Annotated in this window: 13 protein-coding genes; 7 read left to right on the top strand and 6 right to left on the bottom strand. The window is 58.3% G+C overall.

Annotated elements, in window-relative coordinates; all coding sequences use genetic code 11:
• Nucleotides 1–21: 21 nt before the first annotated feature.
• From MB818_RS04180 to MB818_RS04155, 6 genes are all read left to right on the top strand, one after another.
• Entirely contained in the window at nucleotides 22–513 is a 492-nt protein-coding gene (locus MB818_RS04180) for a MarR family winged helix-turn-helix transcriptional regulator (protein WP_238904090.1), read from the top strand.
• 43 nt (nucleotides 514–556) lie between these two features.
• Entirely contained in the window at nucleotides 557–1942 is a 1386-nt protein-coding gene (locus MB818_RS04175) for an alpha/beta fold hydrolase (RefSeq protein ID WP_238904088.1), read from the top strand.
• 84 nt (nucleotides 1943–2026) lie between these two features.
• The gene (gene uvrB, locus MB818_RS04170; RefSeq protein ID WP_304622094.1) at nucleotides 2027–4225 is read left to right on the top strand and encodes an excinuclease ABC subunit UvrB; all 2199 of its coding nucleotides are present in this window, start codon (nucleotides 2027–2029) and stop codon (nucleotides 4223–4225) included.
• 6 nt (nucleotides 4226–4231) lie between these two features.
• The gene (locus tag MB818_RS04165; protein ID WP_238904086.1) at nucleotides 4232–4861 is read left to right on the top strand and encodes a hypothetical protein; all 630 of its coding nucleotides are present in this window, start codon (nucleotides 4232–4234) and stop codon (nucleotides 4859–4861) included.
• A gap of 416 nt (nucleotides 4862–5277) precedes the next feature.
• Nucleotides 5278–5616 (top strand): hypothetical protein, encoded by a 339-nt coding sequence (locus MB818_RS04160; protein WP_234137376.1) that lies wholly within the window; start codon nucleotides 5278–5280, stop codon nucleotides 5614–5616.
• Nucleotides 5617–6240: 624 nt separating this feature from the next.
• Entirely contained in the window at nucleotides 6241–7374 is a 1134-nt protein-coding gene (locus MB818_RS04155) for a response regulator (RefSeq protein WP_234216051.1), read from the top strand.
• A 34-nt stretch (nucleotides 7375–7408) separates the two neighbouring features.
• On the opposite strand, the gene MB818_RS04150 is transcribed toward MB818_RS04155, so the two are convergent.
• From MB818_RS04150 to MB818_RS04140, 3 genes are all read right to left on the bottom strand, one after another.
• Complete coding sequence (locus MB818_RS04150) at nucleotides 7409–8761, bottom strand: cytochrome P450 (RefSeq protein WP_238904084.1); 1353 nt, start codon at nucleotides 8759–8761, stop codon at nucleotides 7409–7411.
• Between the two features lie 536 nt (nucleotides 8762–9297).
• Nucleotides 9298–10698 carry a sensor histidine kinase gene (locus tag MB818_RS04145; protein WP_234137379.1) on the bottom strand — a complete coding sequence of 467 codons (1401 nt, stop codon included), beginning with the start codon at nucleotides 10696–10698 and terminating at the stop codon, nucleotides 9298–9300.
• A 165-nt stretch (nucleotides 10699–10863) separates the two neighbouring features.
• Entirely contained in the window at nucleotides 10864–11622 is a 759-nt protein-coding gene (locus tag MB818_RS04140) for an acyl-homoserine-lactone synthase (RefSeq protein ID WP_234137380.1), read from the bottom strand.
• Between the two features lie 461 nt (nucleotides 11623–12083).
• On the opposite strand from MB818_RS04140, the gene MB818_RS04135 reads away from it, so the two are divergent.
• Nucleotides 12084–13025 carry a response regulator gene (locus tag MB818_RS04135; protein ID WP_255699897.1) on the top strand — a complete coding sequence of 314 codons (942 nt, stop codon included), beginning with the start codon at nucleotides 12084–12086 and terminating at the stop codon, nucleotides 13023–13025.
• Nucleotides 13026–13126: 101 nt separating this feature from the next.
• On the opposite strand, the gene alr is transcribed toward MB818_RS04135, so the two are convergent.
• The 3 genes from alr to MB818_RS04120 all read right to left on the bottom strand — a co-directional run bounded on the left by alr (nucleotide 13127) and on the right by MB818_RS04120 (nucleotide 16806).
• Nucleotides 13127–14242 (bottom strand): alanine racemase, encoded by a 1116-nt coding sequence (alr, locus tag MB818_RS04130; RefSeq protein WP_234137382.1) that lies wholly within the window; start codon nucleotides 14240–14242, stop codon nucleotides 13127–13129.
• Nucleotides 14243–14244: 2 nt separating this feature from the next.
• Complete coding sequence (locus tag MB818_RS04125; RefSeq protein ID WP_234162753.1) at nucleotides 14245–15396, bottom strand: amidohydrolase; 1152 nt, start codon at nucleotides 15394–15396, stop codon at nucleotides 14245–14247.
• A 117-nt stretch (nucleotides 15397–15513) separates the two neighbouring features.
• Complete coding sequence (locus MB818_RS04120; RefSeq protein ID WP_234137384.1) at nucleotides 15514–16806, bottom strand: ArgE/DapE family deacylase; 1293 nt, start codon at nucleotides 16804–16806, stop codon at nucleotides 15514–15516.
• Between the last annotated feature and the right edge of the window lie 4 nt (nucleotides 16807–16810).

Here is a 16810-nt window from a genome sequence, read left to right as displayed (position 1 = left end):
ACATGCATTTACTTTCTCCACATGAGCAAACCCACCCCCGATCCCTTTGCCGTCTGGCTGCCGCTGGCCCGTGCGCACAAGGCCATACTGACCCATGTCGAGGCGGCGTTGAAATCGGCGGGCCTGCCGGGGCTCGACCGTTACGACATCCTGTGGGAGCTGGAACAGGCCGGGCCAGATGGCCTGCGGCCCTTCGAATTGCAGGGCCGGCTGCTGCTGCCGCAATACGGCGTGTCGCGGCTGGTCGACCGGCTGGCCCGCGCCGGGCACCTGACCCGCAGCGCTTGCGACGAGGACGGGCGCGGGCAGGTTCTGGTGCTGACGCCCGAAGGCGCGCGGGTGCGCGCCGCCATGTGGGTGGTCTATTCCGCCGCCATGCAACAGGCCATCGGCGCTCACCTCGCCAAAGGCGAGGCGCGCCGCCTGGCGGATCTGCTGAGCAAGCTCACCCGCCCCGGCGACGCGTCCACCGCGCACCAAGACACTGGACAGGCAGGCCCTTCCACGTCCTAATCCGAGTTGGTGCAAGGGTGCGCCGGATCGGGGACCCGTCCACATGGCAAGACAGATCGCGGCCATACTCTCGCTTGACGTGGTGGGGTTCACTGCCCGTATGGCCGCGAACCCCGACACCACGATGGCCGAACTCAACCAGATCTTCGAGCAGGTCATCCGCCCAAGCGTGAAGATCGGCAATGGCCGCATCTTCAAGCTGATGGGCGATGGCGCGCTGGTGCGCTTTGGCACCGCGACCGAGGCAATTGCCACCGCCCACGCCATTCAGAAGGCGATGCTGGGCAAGCCGGTGCAGCTGCGCGCGGGCGTGCATGTGGGCGACGTCACCATCAATGGCGAGGATGTGTTCGGCGACGCGGTCAACATCGCGTCGCGGCTTCAGGCGGCCGCACCGCCCGGTGGCTGCCTCATCAGCCGCGTGACCCGCCAGATCGCGGGCGGCACCGTCGGCATTCCACTGAAATCCGAAGGCGCTATGAGCCTCAAAGGGCTTTCTGCCCCGCTCGAAGTCCTGTCGCTCGACCTGTCGGGCGCAGATGACCAAGCCGAACGCGCGCGGCAATCCGCGCGGCAGGTGATCCGCTTTGCCACCTCGCGGGACGGAACCCGCATCGCCTGGACCGAAACCGGCAAGGGCCGGACATTGGTCAAGGCGCCCAACTGGGTGCAGCATCTGGAATACGACTGGACGCAGAACCCGATGGATGGGTGGCTGCCTCATCTGAGCAACCACTATCGGCTGATCCGGTGCGACGGGCGCAACAACGGCTTGTCGGACCGGGGCGTTCAGGATGTGTCGTTCGACCGCTTTGTCGACGATCTGAAAGCGATGTTCGACGCAGCGGGCCTGGAACGGGCACCTGTGTTCGGCGTATCGCTGGGGGCGGCGGTCGCCGCGGCCTTTGCGGCACGCCACCCCGATCGGGTATCCAGCCTGATCCTGATGAGCGGTTTCGTCAAGGGATTGGGCAAACGAAACCGGCCGCAGGACCTGGCGCTGGGGCACGCGATGATGGATCTGTCGCGGGACAGCTGGGACGACGGGTATCCCTCGGGCCGGCACCTGTTTGCCCAGGCCTTCTTCCCCGAATCCAGCCCGCAGGATCAGGACAGATACGCCCGCTTCATCAAGATGGCGATGACCCATGCGGATTACCTGCGCGTTGGTGATTCCGTCGACGTGGTCGATATCGAACCGCTGCTGCCCGACATTTGCTGCCCCGCGCTGGTGCTGCATTCCGACCGCGAGCGGCTGCACTTCAAGGATCAGGGCCAGCGCCTGGCCGCCGGTATCCGCAACGCGCGCTTTGTCAGCCTCGACACCGCCAACAACACCATGCCCGATTACGACCCCGAATGGCCCAGGGCGCTGCGCGAGATCGAGGATTTTCTCTCCACCATTCCCGACGAGACCGCGCCCGGCTGATGCCAGTTTCCGGCATCAGCCCGCCACACCCCCTTGAACCGGAACAAAAACGGACCAAGATCGGGGGCGAAAGGAATCCCCCCGATGCCCTATGCCCATTCCGACAAGTCCGAGGCGCTGATGCATGCCCCCGCGCCGGACGTGAAGGCGCGCCCCAAGCTCGAAGGCGGCCGCCGGTTCGTCATGCAGACCGAGTTCCAGCCGGCGGGCGACCAGCCCACCGCCATCGCGGAACTCTCGCAGGGTGTCAACGAGGGCGAGCGCAATCAGGTCCTCTTGGGCGCGACCGGTACGGGCAAGACCTTCACCATGGCCAAGGTGATCGAGGAAACCCAGCGCCCCGCCATCATCCTGGCCCCCAACAAGACGCTGGCGGCGCAATTGTATGGCGAATTCAAAGGCTTCTTCCCCGATAACGCGGTCGAATACTTCGTCAGCTATTACGACTATTACCAGCCCGAGGCCTATGTGGCGCGCTCGGACACCTACATAGAAAAGGAATCCCAGATCAACGAACAGATCGACCGCATGCGCCACTCGGCCACGCGGGCTCTGCTCGAACGCGACGATGTGATCATCATCGCCTCGGTCTCCTGCATCTACGGTATCGGCTCGGTCGAGACCTATGGCGCCATGACCCAGGACCTCAAGGTCGGCGGCGAATACGACCAGCGCCACATCATCGCCGATCTGGTCTCCCAGCAATACCGCCGCAACGATCAGGCGTTCCAGCGGGGCAGCTTCCGGGTGCGCGGCGACAGTCTTGAGATCTGGCCCGCCCACCTCGAGGACCGCGCCTGGAAACTGTCGTTCTTCGGCGAGGAGCTGGAGGCGATCACCGAGTTCGACCCCCTCACCGGCCAGAAAACCGACACGTTCGACCAGATCCGCGTCTACGCCAATTCCCACTACGTCACACCCAAGCCGACGATGCAGCAGGCCATCATCGGTATCAAGAAAGAGCTGCGCCAGCGGCTCGACCAGCTGGTGGGCGAGGGCAAGCTCCTGGAGGCGCAGCGGCTGGAACAGCGCACCAATTTCGATCTGGAAATGCTCGAGGCGACCGGTGTCTGCAACGGGATCGAGAACTATTCCCGCTACCTGACGGGGCGCGCACCCGGCGAACCACCGCCAACGCTGTTCGAATTCATCCCCGACCATGCCATCGTCTTCGCCGACGAATCCCATGTCTCGGTGCCGCAGATCGGCGGCATGTACCGGGGCGACTACCGGCGCAAGTTCACGCTGGCCGAACACGGCTTCCGCCTGCCCAGTTGCATGGACAACCGACCGCTGAAGTTCGAGGAATGGGACGCCATGCGCCCGCAATCGGTCTTTGTCTCTGCCACGCCCGCATCCTGGGAGATGGAGCAATCGGGCGGCGTCTTTACCGAACAGGTGATCCGCCCCACCGGTCTTCTCGACCCGCAGGTCGAAATCCGCCCCGTCAGCATGCAGGTCGACGACCTGCTGGACGAGGTGCGCAAGGTGGCCGCCAACGGCTATCGCACCCTTGTCACCACGCTGACCAAACGCATGGCCGAGGATCTGACCGAATACCTGCACGAACAGGGCATCCGCGTGCGCTACATGCATTCCGACATCGACACGATCGAACGGATCGAGATTCTGCGCGACCTGCGCCTGGGCGCCTTTGACGTGCTGGTGGGCATCAACCTGCTGCGCGAGGGGCTGGATATCCCCGAATGCGGCCTGGTCGCCATTCTGGACGCGGACAAGGAAGGCTTCCTGCGCTCGGAAACCTCGCTGATCCAGACCATCGGCCGCGCCGCCCGCAACGCCGATGGCCGCGTCATCATGTATGCCGACCGCATCACCGGCAGCATGGAGCGCGCATTGGGCGAGACCGACCGCCGCCGCGCCAAGCAGATCGCTTACAACGAGGCGCACGGGATCACCCCCGCGACGGTGAAAAAGAATGTCGAGGACGTGCTGGCCGGCCTCTACCAGGGCGACACCGACATGTCCCGCGTGACGGCCAAGATCGACAAGCCGCTGCATGGCGGCAATCTCGAGGCGGTGCTGGACGGGTTGCGCGCCGACATGCGCAAGGCCGCCGAGAACCTCGAATTCGAAGAGGCCGCGCGTCTACGCGACGAGGTCAAGCGGCTCGAAGCGGTGGACCTCGCCATCGCCGACGACCCCATGGCCCGGCAATGGGCGGTCGAGAAAGCCTCGGAAGAGGCGGTGAAGTCCAAGGGGCGGTCGACGGCGGGCAGGCCCGGGCAGCGGGGCGGGAATGTGAGGCGACGGGGGCGGTGAGGATTAATGGCTACACTTATCGTTTACAATGAAGGCGTGCATTTTACTGGTTGTCTTCAAATGGTGGATCACCACCTCCGCCAAAAACTTAAGGACGAAAACAGTGTTCGCTGGATCGTCGTCGGCTTACATGACGCACTCTACGCTATCCTGATCGAAAAACTGACGCGAACAGATGGCTTTGGCGTCTTCAACGATAAGTTCGAAGCCGAAGCTTACAAATTTTATGGAACAGGACAGGCTTCATCATCACCGGACTTCGAGGCTCTCTGTGAAAAATCCTCCAAAGAAAACCTGGCAGGAATAGGTAAGTTGCTCGAGCGCGCAAATCTGGGATCTAATGCAAGAGTTAGAGCGAGCAATATTGACAGTTTAGAGCGTCCAAGCCGCGGGGTTAGTCACTTGAAGAAAATGCGTGACTTTCTCGCTCACCCAAGACCAATGCTCTCCGGCTACTATGAGAGCTGGTTGCTTGAAACGCTCGACGATACGCTTTCGGTGATAAAGGAAGTGCTTCAGATGCCTTCAAGTCGTTCAACGCGGCACGATCCAAGAGAAGCAGAGGTGCTTCTGTCGTCGATAGCCTACTATCTTAGCGTTTGGCGCGCCCGTGCATGTTCTGTCCGTGAAAAGTAACCGTAGGCTGGGCAGCCCTGCCCACCATCCCACCATCGAGTATTGCCTCCACCCGCTGCGTGGGTGGGTAAACTGCCCACCCTACGAGATTGCTTGCCCCGATCCTCTGCCTGCTGCGGGGCCTTGCCCTTGCCAGGGACCGGGACGCGCTGGGCCAGCCCGGTGCTTTTGCCACCCTGCGCAATGCCTTGGCCCTCGGCACCGGCGATCCCGCAGGGATCGGCGACAGCGATTGTGTCCCCCGCGCAATCTGGGCGACCGAGCGCCGTTTGACGGCGCCGGCATGTCCCTGTCTGTCCCGCAAAGCAGGGAAATCCGGACTTTGGGCTTGCCCCTCTGTCGGTTAGACTGAGGCATTTCCAATTTCCCGGCCTTGGGGCCGAATTTTTCGACGAATTCTACCGTCAGGAGTTTCCATGGTACAGATTGCCGCCGGTTACGGCCTTGTTCTGATTTGCGCGACCGTCATCATCATCGCAGATGTCATATTGAAACAGGCTTCGGTCAATGGTGCCGAAACCGCCTCGCCCGAGGTCGGCCTTGCCAGCGCGCTTTACGTCGCCTCGGCGGTCATCTGGTTTCTGTCCATGCGATATGTCTCGCTCATGCAAGCCAGCGTGGCCTACACGATGTTTAGCCTGGTCGCGCTCTGCGCGGTCGGGGCGCTGGTCTATGGCGATCCTATGCGGTTGCGCGAAATGGCCGGGCTGACCTGCGCGGTCCTTGCGGTCGTGCTGTTGATCAGGGTCACCTGATCCGCTACAACCGTAGGGTGGGTTATGTTGCCCACGATCCCACCCTCTCATCTGACGCCAACCGCCGCACCGATGGGCCGCTTGCCATGGTTCGATGGTGGAGGGGCGCGGCGTGTCTGGCACTCTACCAGGCGCTGCACGCCGGGTGTACTTCGAGTGTCAAATGCAAATGAGTTGTTGCCCCACCGAACTGTTCGCCCTGGCATCTGATTGCTTGCAGTTCCTCGGTCGGTCGCCAACCGATGTCGTCACCGATGACTGATCGCGTTGCGCCAGTTCTTACGAAGACCGGACAAGGCATGAAACAGGCTAAAGTTGTTTTGCGTTTGCGGCAAAGAGCTTGACGCTATGGTCAATGAATGCTCCAAGGCTGGCATAAAGGCGTGTCCCGATTCTCTACCAGAACAATGAGTCTGGGGGAGCAACTGCTTTGAGAGCTTTTCTGGCTGAAGTGGAGACAATCAGGGCGATTTTCGGGTATTGGGTGGTGGATGGAAACCGCCGCCCAAATATTTCCCAACATTGGCCACATTTTCTCGATTTTTCTTAGCAAGCGCCACTGTTTTGACCCAGTCGTTACCTAAAAATATTCAATAAACCTCAACAATTATCGGTTGCCAACTGATGAAACATTCAAATCCTGGCAGAGATCAGTTTCAAAAGAAGCTCGAACTCCGCGCTCTGAAGCAGCGGGCTCTAAAGGTTTTGATCGTTGATGACGAGCCGAGCATTCTTGAACTACTCAAGACCGCGTTGGACTCTTTTGGAAACTGCAAGGCCACGGCGGCCAGTTCCGCAGCGAGCGCTCTCAAGCTCGTGGAGTCGGCCGAGGTTCCTTTCGAGTGTTTTCTGCTGGATATCCAGATGCCGAACATGAACGGCATCGAACTGTTGCGCCGGATCCGCAGCGTTCCGCGATACTCCGAAACCCCAGTGATCATGCTTACGGCGATGAGTGATCGTAAATACGTCGAAGAAGCCTTCCTTGAAGGCGCCACCGACTATGTGACAAAACCCTTCGATTTTCTCGAATTACGTAGCCGGATCAATTCGGCGCATCTATTGGTTCAAGAGCGTCTTAAGGCGCAAAAAACCATGGAGTCGGCGCAGCATCTGCGCGAAGAACTCGACTATAACCAGCAGTTCAATCTGGAAGATCCCCTGACAATCGAAGGTTTGAACCGGGCCCTGAGATATGTGGAGTTTGACAACTACATTGAGCAGTTGTCCCGCGGTCGGCTGTTCGATGCCTGGGCAACCGCTGTCAAACTGCAAGATGCCGAGTTCTATTTCGACTTGAGTAACTGCGGGGATTTTCGGCGCGCGATTACCGATATCGGCGCCGCAATTCAGAAAACCACAAAAGATGCAGAGGCTATTTTCTCCTACAGAGGCAGCGGTGTTTTTCTGCTGGTCACACATGGCAAGGAGGCGACCAATGCGCTGCCCAGCGAGGAGCGACTGAACCAAGTGTTCCAGACAATACTGGGCAATCGCCGCGCCTCTGGCTGGTTGCGTGCGCTGGTCGGAGAGCGTGTGTCACTGCGATCGCTGTCAAAGGCAGGGGCATTCTCTGCGCTGAACAAGGCAATTGCGAACGTCGACGCCCGAGAACTGTCTCTACGTAACGACGCTGATACGCCGGTCGCGACTGACGAGTACTTTGAACCGGTGGAGCAGGAAAAGGAGCGCCGCCGTGTTTATGAACGTGTCATGCTCGAACTGTTCGGAAAGGACTGTTACCTGGCGCAGAAGTGAAACGTGGTTTGGCGCCATGGCACTAGGAACACCGTCAATTAGCATTGGAAACTGCTTTGACGTTCAAAACCAGCGGGCCGCTAGAGCGCATTGTGAATGTCAGGACCGGTTCAGGTAGTGGCTGGGATGAAAGCGAGAATTCGACGCGCCGCAAGACAGAAGCCATCAAGACCATGATTTCGGTTTCAGCATACTGCGCACCGATACAGATCCTGGGGCCATCACCAAAGGGAATGTACTGTCCGCGCGGAAGCGAAGTACCAAGAAACCGTTCCGGCCTGTACTGATCGGGATCGTCCCAAAGCTGCTGGTTTCTATGCAGCGAGTAAACGGGAAAGAACAAGGCATCACCCCTTTTTATCTTGATACCCTTTACTGTGATCTCTTCTGACGCATCCCTCGCGAAAAACGCTGCCGAAGGATAGAGACGCAGTGTTTCCCTAATATGCGCCCGTAACAACGGAAGCTGCTGCAAGTCTTCGAAGGTTATCTCACCCTTTGGGCGGACAGATAATATCTCTTCGCGAATTCTTGTCTGCTCAGTTGGATTTAGCGCAAGCAGATAGAGCCCCCAGCTTATCGCGTTGGCCGAGGTCTCATGCCCCGCTACGACAAAGGTCAGCAAGTTGTCGATCGTTGTCTCGGCGTCCTCGAAATCGGTCTTGAGCGCTTCGATCATGAAATCCAAGAAGTCGCGGGGAACGTCACGGTCCTCTGCGCGACGCTGCTCGATCACCTTTCGTGCCAAATCACGCATTTTTGTGACGGGGGCTTTGCTGCTCAGCCATTTCTTTCGCGGGAGCCATTTGGGAAGCCCCATGAGGTCAAAAAGAGAGATATCGGAGATATATTTGAAATATGCGATCAATCCGACGCGGATCTGTTCAGAGCTGACCTCTTCATTGCCGGAAAAGATCACCCTTGAGATATTCGTCAAGGTCGACGCCGGCGCGACCTGCGCAACATCTACCGGCCCTTCGTGCTCAGCCAGGGACTCTGCGACCTCGTCGCCCGTTTCCGCAAAATAGCGGGCCAGGGTCGGAAGGTTTCGAGCTGCAAAGAGTGGAGAGTAACGCCTTCTTTGTTGCCGCCACTTTTCTCCTTCCGAGAGGATAAGACCGTTGCCAACGGCAGAGCCGATGATGTCCTTGGTGAACTTCGCTTTCGGAAAGGAACGCCCCTGTCCCACGAGAAGATCCGTTACCATTTCGGGATCGCAGAAGTAATGGATATTGAGCGGACCCTTGACATAGGTTTGGGTCAGCGTTTCTGCGGGAATGACTTCGAGCATGTTGCGGCCTGCCGATTTGGCGAACTGAAGCAGTCCAACAGGTTTTTCCGCAAGTCTGGCCGAGACCGGCGTTTGGTTGCTTTGTTTCTTGTCCACCGTTTTGGTTCCCGTCCCGTTCAGGCAGCCGCGCGATCACACGCTGTGCACCTTTCGTTATTGGTATGCCAAAGGGGCCAATCGGCCCCCGGACCCCCGAGCTTTCCTACCGAAAGAACACTGAACACGAACACCCCGCATCCGACAAAAGACAGCCTAGATGCCAAACCAGTATCCCTGCGGTGCAAAGGATTGAAACCTTGCACATGCTTTCGCGCGCGCAACAGGTCCTTTGTGTCTCAGAACGGCAACGACCGGGACGAGGTTGCAGGCCTGGATAATGCGTAGTCGTTTGAGGAAAGTCCGATAGCTGCAACTAACGTAACGAGTGGCGGCTCAGCGGGGCACTGCCGGTCCGAAGTCTCGGTATCAAGCAAACGGGTGGTTGGGCTCCCTTGGGATTGGCAAATTGCAAAGAAGCGACATGTTCACTCAGGGTGGTGAAAACTGTCAGACCAGCGGAAGAAGGGCCAGAAACTGCCGCGCGCAATCGTCACCGGGTCTTGCGCATGTGGCACCGGGTATCGAGGGGGCGCTTAACCGCGTCTCCGTATGGTTTCGGCCAGCGTCTCCTCGGCAAGTAGAGCAAACTCTACGAAAAAGGTCGACCCTGCGCCCAGCGTGCTTTCATAGTCGATAAGGCCGCCGAAATGCTCGACAATTTCTTTTGAGATGTTCATGCCCAGGCCCGTACCACCCGCGTGCCGTTCATCCGAAGAGTCTATCTGAGAAAAGCGATCAAAAACCTTGTCGCGGCTGCCACTTGGAATCCCGATACCTTGGTCCTGTACGTAAATGCGGACGCGTTCGCCCATCTTCTTAAACCCGACAGTGACGGTGCCGCCCTCGAACGAGAACTTTGCCGCATTCGAGATCATGTTGGACAGGACTTGCATCAATCTTGATGCATCGGCTGAGATGAATAGATCTGTTTCGCCCGGGCAGTCCTCGGTGATACTAACGTTATGTGCGCTGGCATAACCAAGATTGCTTGCGATGGACTCGCTGACAATAGAGTGGACGTTCACGGGCTGGATCCGATAGACCATTTCACCCGCCTCCATCTTTTGGATGTCCAAGATGTCATTGATCAGCGTGGACAATCGCCGGCTGTTTTTGCTGGCCATGTCGATTAGGCCCTGCATTTTTTCGGGAACCTCGCCCAAAGCACCGGTGTTGATCAGGTCGAGAGAGCCTTTGATCGAGGTTAGGGGCGTGCGCAGTTCGTGGCTGACCGTCGAGACAAACTGTGACTTGGCAATGTAGGCGGCCTTTGTCCGCTCGTGCTCTTCCTTCAGCTTTTCCAGCTGGGCAAGATTGGTTCTGTAGAGCCGCAGAAAAACCAGGGCGCAGTCGATCAGAAAATACATCACGAAGACAACGGTAAAGAAATGCAACCACAATTCCGATGACAGGTCTGGCCGTTCAACCCAGATATCCTTGACGACAATAACCATGAAGGAAATGCCGTACATGGTCAGGCGGATGATCATCGCCCAGACGATCTGGTGGTTGTTCATTGCGGCGAAAAGGGCAGCCGCGAACAGGAAAAACAGCGGTGTAAAATGTCCGCCAGACGGTTGTTCGAATGCGACGAACACAGCATAGAGGCAGATCGCCGCGGAATGCAGTATCGTGTTCAGAAGGATCCAAACCAAGGTTTCTGCGATTGCCTTGCGCTGGTGCCGGGTCAAGCGCTCTACACGCTTGGCGAGTAGCAGGTCCTGCCCCTCGCAAATCATGATCGTGGCGTAGAAGAGAACCGCGTTGAACGGGTCGAAGAAAAACGCGGTAAGAATTGTGGTAGCGAGAAAAATAGCCTGCCGCTGCCAGATGAGCTCGAAGCTCATGGCAGTGTAGTCCTTCATATTCTGAAGCAACTGATCGACCGGCATTTCAGGGGCCGGCTCAATCCTTTGCGAGTCAATTGCTGTCATTTGTCAAACTGCATTGGTGTTGTCTGGTCATTGATTTACCGCATCAATGAGGAACTATTGGGCCGGAAATGCGGTCGCAGTTTGACCGAAGCATAGATCGGCAACCCGTGGGATACTGCCCGTTAGCTCAAGCGCAAGCGCAACAGAGCCAATTTCTAGGCTGGGTCAGGTCAGGTAATCGCGCGTATTGAACAGGACCGACTGGCTCGTCGTGCCGTCGATCGAAAACTGCGCTCCAATCGGCGTCGCACCAGCGCCCAGGCGACGTGCCCATCGCGACCATACGGCAGGAACAATACCAAGAATGCGCGTTGCACCGTTCTTGGCAGCGGTTACCGCCATGCTGTCGAACAGTTTCTGTTGGACGTCCACCCGGCGTGCCGTTGGAACCGCATCAGTGACAAAGAACCGTGTAGCTTCCCAGACAGAAGGTTTAACGGGAGCTTCGAAAAACAAGACGTCCCTGGGCAAGCCAGCAAGAAGGCCATTTTGGGCGTCACGCAGCATGTAGCTGTATATGCCGCAACGTGCAGTTGTCGGGAGCAGACGCACCCCGCCCAGGACTTCTCCGTATTCGTGTAGAACGATCCAGTGGCAGGCAGGCGTGTCATATTGATCGAATTCCATCCCGTCTGCCTCGGCGACATGCCAATGGAGGCGGTCGATGAAGATTGACTTCCGAGCTTCCAGATACTTGGTCAACAGGTTGCCATGCTCGTGCATGTTGCGAAAGCTCATGGTGGTCGCGTGAATGCTGCCACGCGACTGCCTGGGCTGTGGTGCAATGGAACGCTCTTTCCTGAGAAGCCGGCGTTTGATAGGCTCCCGGACGTCGCGGCGCAACAGCTTACGCTCGACGGGTTCCAGCTCGGGAAACACCATCGCAGCGGGGTATGGGTCCACCAGCCTAAAGGTTTGGTCCATTTTCTGCTCTTGTTTTTCCGTCTTTTTGCCAAGAAAACAGGTTTCAAGTCTACTTTCGGCGTGCCTTCGCCTCCGGGTTGTACATGGGGTGTGACTAATTAGCACTTGAACAGTAGCGACGAACTGGTCGTCTCTGTACGGGAAACGGTATATTGCGGCGCATCATCTCTCTTGACAACCATTTGAGGTTAACTTCGGGCAAAAAGCAACCCTGAGGTGCGACTCCAGCCTCTTGGAGGCCTCAGAATTTTGTTCGGTGGTCGAACTTTATGCTTCTGGGACCGGTGACGCCGAGGAAAAAGCCCGCGTTGCAGAGTCTTGCCCTTGCCTTCGGTGGGTCATTAAATTGCCGCTTTTGCCTGACAGTTCTATGAAAATGCGATGGACCCGTTGGAAAACGGGTTCAAAATGTACCCGTATCGCGAGTTGTCCGAGCGATACGAAAACCCAGGTGTAAAACTATGCGAATTCTAGCAGTAGATGACGAGCCGAGCATCCTGGAGCTGTTGACCCAGATTCTGTCGGTTTTCGGGTATGATGAAGTGGTTACCGCCCCGAACGGACGCGAAGCGCTTGAGATTCTGCGCGATGCGGCAAAACCATTTGAATGTCTGCTTTTTGATGTGCAGATGCCTCAGATGAACGGGATTGATCTTTGCGAAGAGGTTCGCAATCTCCCAGATTATCGCTTTACACCCATAATCATGGTCACAGCGATGGTTCAGAAGCAGTACATCGACGACGCATTCGAAGTGGGCGCTTCGGATTATGTGACCAAGCCTTTCGAATTCGATGATCTCAAGCAAAGACTTGCAGATGCCCATCGGCTGGCCGAAGAGCGAAAGGCCGCGATCCTGGCGATGGAAGCATTCCAAGATGTGCAGACCGTGGGCAGGGAAGCGCATGGCTTCCAGTTGAGTGATCCTGTTTTGCTTGATGCGGTGTCAGGTTTTTACGGATTGGCCGAGTTCGAAAACTACGTTCGCAAGATCGCTGTTTCGCACCCTCTCAATGCGTCGATTCTGGCCATCAAACTGGAAGAGGTGGAACAGCTCTTCCAGGAATCGAGCGCGGAGGTTTTCCGATCGACCTTGGCTTCGGTCGGTCGCGAGATCATATCGGCGACCAATGGTGCGCGGAGCCTGGCGACATACTGGGGTAACGGTGTCTTTCTGGTCGTACTCGACAGCGGCAAGTTGCTGGATTTACAGGCTCTGGGTATCCGTTTGGAAAAATTGGTCAGGCCAACGAGTGGTGATGGTGTACCAACCAATAGCATCTCGTGCCGGATCGGTGACATAATCCCTTTGCGTGCCTCCACCAAACTGGAAGCAATGCATCTGATCGACAAAGCGGTCGAAAGTGCCGACGCACCCTTTCAACCTATGACGCTGGTCAGTTGAGTTGCACTGAATGGCCTGAGCGATTAGCACAGGTCGACTAGCGTAGCAAAGCTCGGCAACCCACATACGCGGCGTAAGTGGCGGTCGAGGAGTGGAGGCGGTCAGCGATAGACCCGCGCGTTTCGCTGACCCCAGTCGGTATAAAGATCTGCCATGATTGTCTCGAACTGGCGTTCCACCATCGACGGTCGGATCGTGGCTGTTTTGCTCTCTCCAAACACACGGACCGTATCGCCGACTTCGACCTGATCGAGATCGGTGACATCGGCGACGATCGCGTTCATCGACACCTTGCCCAGGACCGGCGCCAAGGCGTCCCGGACCGCCACGACACCGCCACCTTGGACTAGGCGCCGGTACCCGTTCTCATATCCGATCGAGATACAGGCCAAGCGTCGGTCGCGGTCCAGATGGCTGCTCCGGTCATAACCGACACTCGCACCGCCGGGATACGTCTGAAGGCTGACCACGCGGGCCTCGACATCCATCGTCGGACGAAAGCCGAGCTCAGGCTTCAGAATGCCGTAGAGAATGGCGCCACAGCGATACATGTCCGTGTCGATGTCGACGCCAGAAACCAATGTCAGTGAACTGCCCGCATGCACCAGAATTTGTTCGCGCTTCAGGTCGCTGTTTGCAAGAACCCACGCGGCCTGTTGTTGAAACAGCTCCGAGCTCTGCCGCAGGTCCCCAGGTGCGTTCGAAGAGAAGTGAGAGCAGATGCCACCGATCCTGCTGCCCGCGGTATCGATGATTTGGCGGCACGTGTCTTGCCCCTTCGTCGTCGAGATCTCCAGACCGTCGCGCGCCATACCTGCTGCGTTCAACGAAAGGTGCAGGCGAGAGGTGAACCGGCCCGAGGCTGTCAGCGCTGCGATCTGTTCTGCGGTGCTGAGCGAGGCGACTTGCTCTTCGACATGGTTTTCAAGCGCCGTCTCGATTTCCAAAGGTGTTGCCGCCCGTAATCGGATAATGGTGCCCTTGAAACCGGCCTTGCGCACGGCGTCGGCCTCGGCGTTCGACGTTATACCAATAGTGGTCACACCCTGCTCTTGGACAAGGGGCACCACCTGCATGATGCCGTGCCCATAGGCGTCCGCCTTCAACACCGCACAGAAACGGCGACCGTTGGGCACGAGCCCAAGCGCAAGCTCGAGATTGCGCGAGATACGGTCACGGTGGATGGTACACCAAGAGGCTGGGTAAGAAGCTGGCATAGTCAATTCTGCGGAAATCCGAGCAATTCGCGCAGAATGCTACAGAACAGGTCCGTTACCACAGGCAGCAAAGCGTCGGGGAAATCATAGTCTGGATTGTGAAGCTGCGGATGGTCCTCGCCCGCACCGATGTACATCAGGGCAGCCTTTGCGCCATCATCACCAAATCGCCCGAAATCCTCGGACCAGCGCATGGGGATCGGCATTTCGTAACAAACCATCCCACGCATGCTTGCCGCATGTCGCGCAATGCTCGTGGCCTGTTCGTCATTCACAACCGATCGAAAAACATCGTGCCACGAGATGTCGGCCGTGAGGCGATCGGAGTGCGCCTCAACCTGCGCCAGCGCGTCGAGAACCAGCGCCTCCATCCGCGCATTTGTCATCGAGCGTAGCGTCACACGCAACTCGCCGTCTCCGGGCGCAATCCCGAAACTCGGTTCGCCAAGCTTGGCATGGGTCAGGGTTGCAAGGGCGAAAGCATCATCGCCGATCCGCCCCTTGCTCAGAGCAGGCAGTGCGGTCATCAGACCAGCCATCGCCGCGCCGGGAGAGAGTCCGTCTTCCGGCGCCGCCGCGTGTGAGCTCTTGCCTTCGAGATGAAGCTTCATTCCGCGCGAGGCGCAATTTCCCGGCCCTGACCGCAATCCGATCTCACCCAGCGGGCGACCGGGGACATTGTGACAGGCAAAGGCATAGTCCGGTCGTATCTCGGGCCAGCGAGGATCCGCGATCACCGCTTTGGCACCGGCCCCGGTCTCTTCGGCGGGCTGGAATAACAGGATTACCCGCCCTTTGGCCGGCCGTCTGGCAAGGCGCATTGCCACGCCCAACAGCGAGACCATGTGCCCGTCATGGCCGCAGAGATGCCCCTTGCCCTCGATCTCGGATTTATAAGGCAAGTCAGAGATCTCCCGGATCGGCAAGCCGTCCAGCTCGCATCGCAGCAGAACCGTTGGCCCGTCTTCAGCGCCTCTGAATTCGGCGGCGACCCCATGCCCACCAAGTCCCTGCCAAAGACGATCAGCGCCAAGAGAGATGAGTTCCGAGGTGATGCGGGCAGCTGTCGCGCGCTCGTCACCAGAGACTTCGGGGTGGCGGTGAAGATGCTGGCGAATGTTGATCAGCTGGTCAATTTGTTCCGGAGAAAGCATGTGCATCCTTTCCTCTCGGCAGGTGTCGATCTCGACAGCTGCGCGTGTTCCTTGGCAATGTCTGCGAGACCAAAACTTGAGCCGAAGCAGGAGGTCTTTGCCGCATTTGCGTGGCGCCTAACTCTCTTCTACTCCGCACCAATCGGCGATGAACATGGCGGTGGCCTTGGTCACGCGGCGCATGCTGTCCAGATCGACACGCTCGTTGAATCCGTGAATCGCTTCGGCCCGTGGGCCATAGACCAGCGCGGGCGTATTTGCGTAAAGCCCAAAGAACCGAGCATCGGTGGTGGCGGTGATCGCCTCGCGCTCCAGTTTCACCCCGGTAACAGACCGATGCGCGCGTTCGAGTGCGTCGATGGCCGAGGCAGCATTGACCGAGCCGTCCCGAGACAGCGCATAACCTTCGGCGTGAAAGCCGTGATAGACAATCTCGGGCAATGCATTACGCAGGAAATCATTGCTGCGCGCGGCGTCCAGAATGACTTGTTCAATCTCGGCTTTGGCCTCCTTGATCGATTGCTCTGGGAAGATCGCCATACGCACGTCGAACACGCACCAGGCAGGCACCGAGCTGGCCCAGTCGCCGCCCTCGATCTTGCCGACATTCAGGTTCAGCGCATGATCCATATGGGTGTAGTCTGCTGGGCGCTGTTCAGCGGCATTCCAGCGATGTTCCATTGCGTGCAAGGCTTTGATCAGCGGAATGGCAGCCTCGATCGCGTTTGCACCACTGCCTGCATAAGCAACATGGGTCGGCCGTCCTTTGAGTTGAACCTGAAACCAGATCACCCCCAATTGAGCGGTCACCAGACGTTCGGCAAAGGGTTCGGGGATCAGCGCCGCATCCGCGCGATACCCGCGAGCCAGACAGGCTAACGCTCCATTCCCGGTACACTCTTCTTCGACAACGGATTGAAAGAATACATCAGCTGCCGGCGCCAGCCCCAATGAAGCAAGTGCGTCGAGCGCAAACAGGTTTGACGCCAGACCAGCCTTCATGTCGCCACCGCCGCGGCCATAGAGCCAGCCGTCTGCGACGCGTGGCTCAAAGGGCGGACTGTCCCACATCTCCAGCGGTCCGGCAGGCACGACGTCGATATGTCCGTTCAGGATCAGCGACCGGCCCGAACGTTCACGCGAACGGTGCGTTCCCACCACATTCACCGCGTCCTCATACGGGGTCAGCACCGGTGAAAAACCGGGGAGGTGCTGTATCTCTTCCAGATCGATTTGCCAGCGGTCGAGTTCCAGGCCGCGTATGCCTAATTCGCGGGCCATGAAATTCTGCGCCGATTGTTCGTTTCCCCGGGTTGACGGATGCGCAGTCAGCTTTGAAAGAAAGTCAACCTGCCGGTCGAAGGCTGCGTCGACGGCGTCAGAGAGGCGGGAGTTCAGATCGTCTTGCATGGGG

This window comes from Ruegeria alba, assembly GCF_022321465.1.
GTDB lineage: Bacteria > Pseudomonadota > Alphaproteobacteria > Rhodobacterales > Rhodobacteraceae > Ruegeria_B > Ruegeria_B alba.
This window is presented reverse-complemented; position numbering and strand designations above follow the sequence as displayed.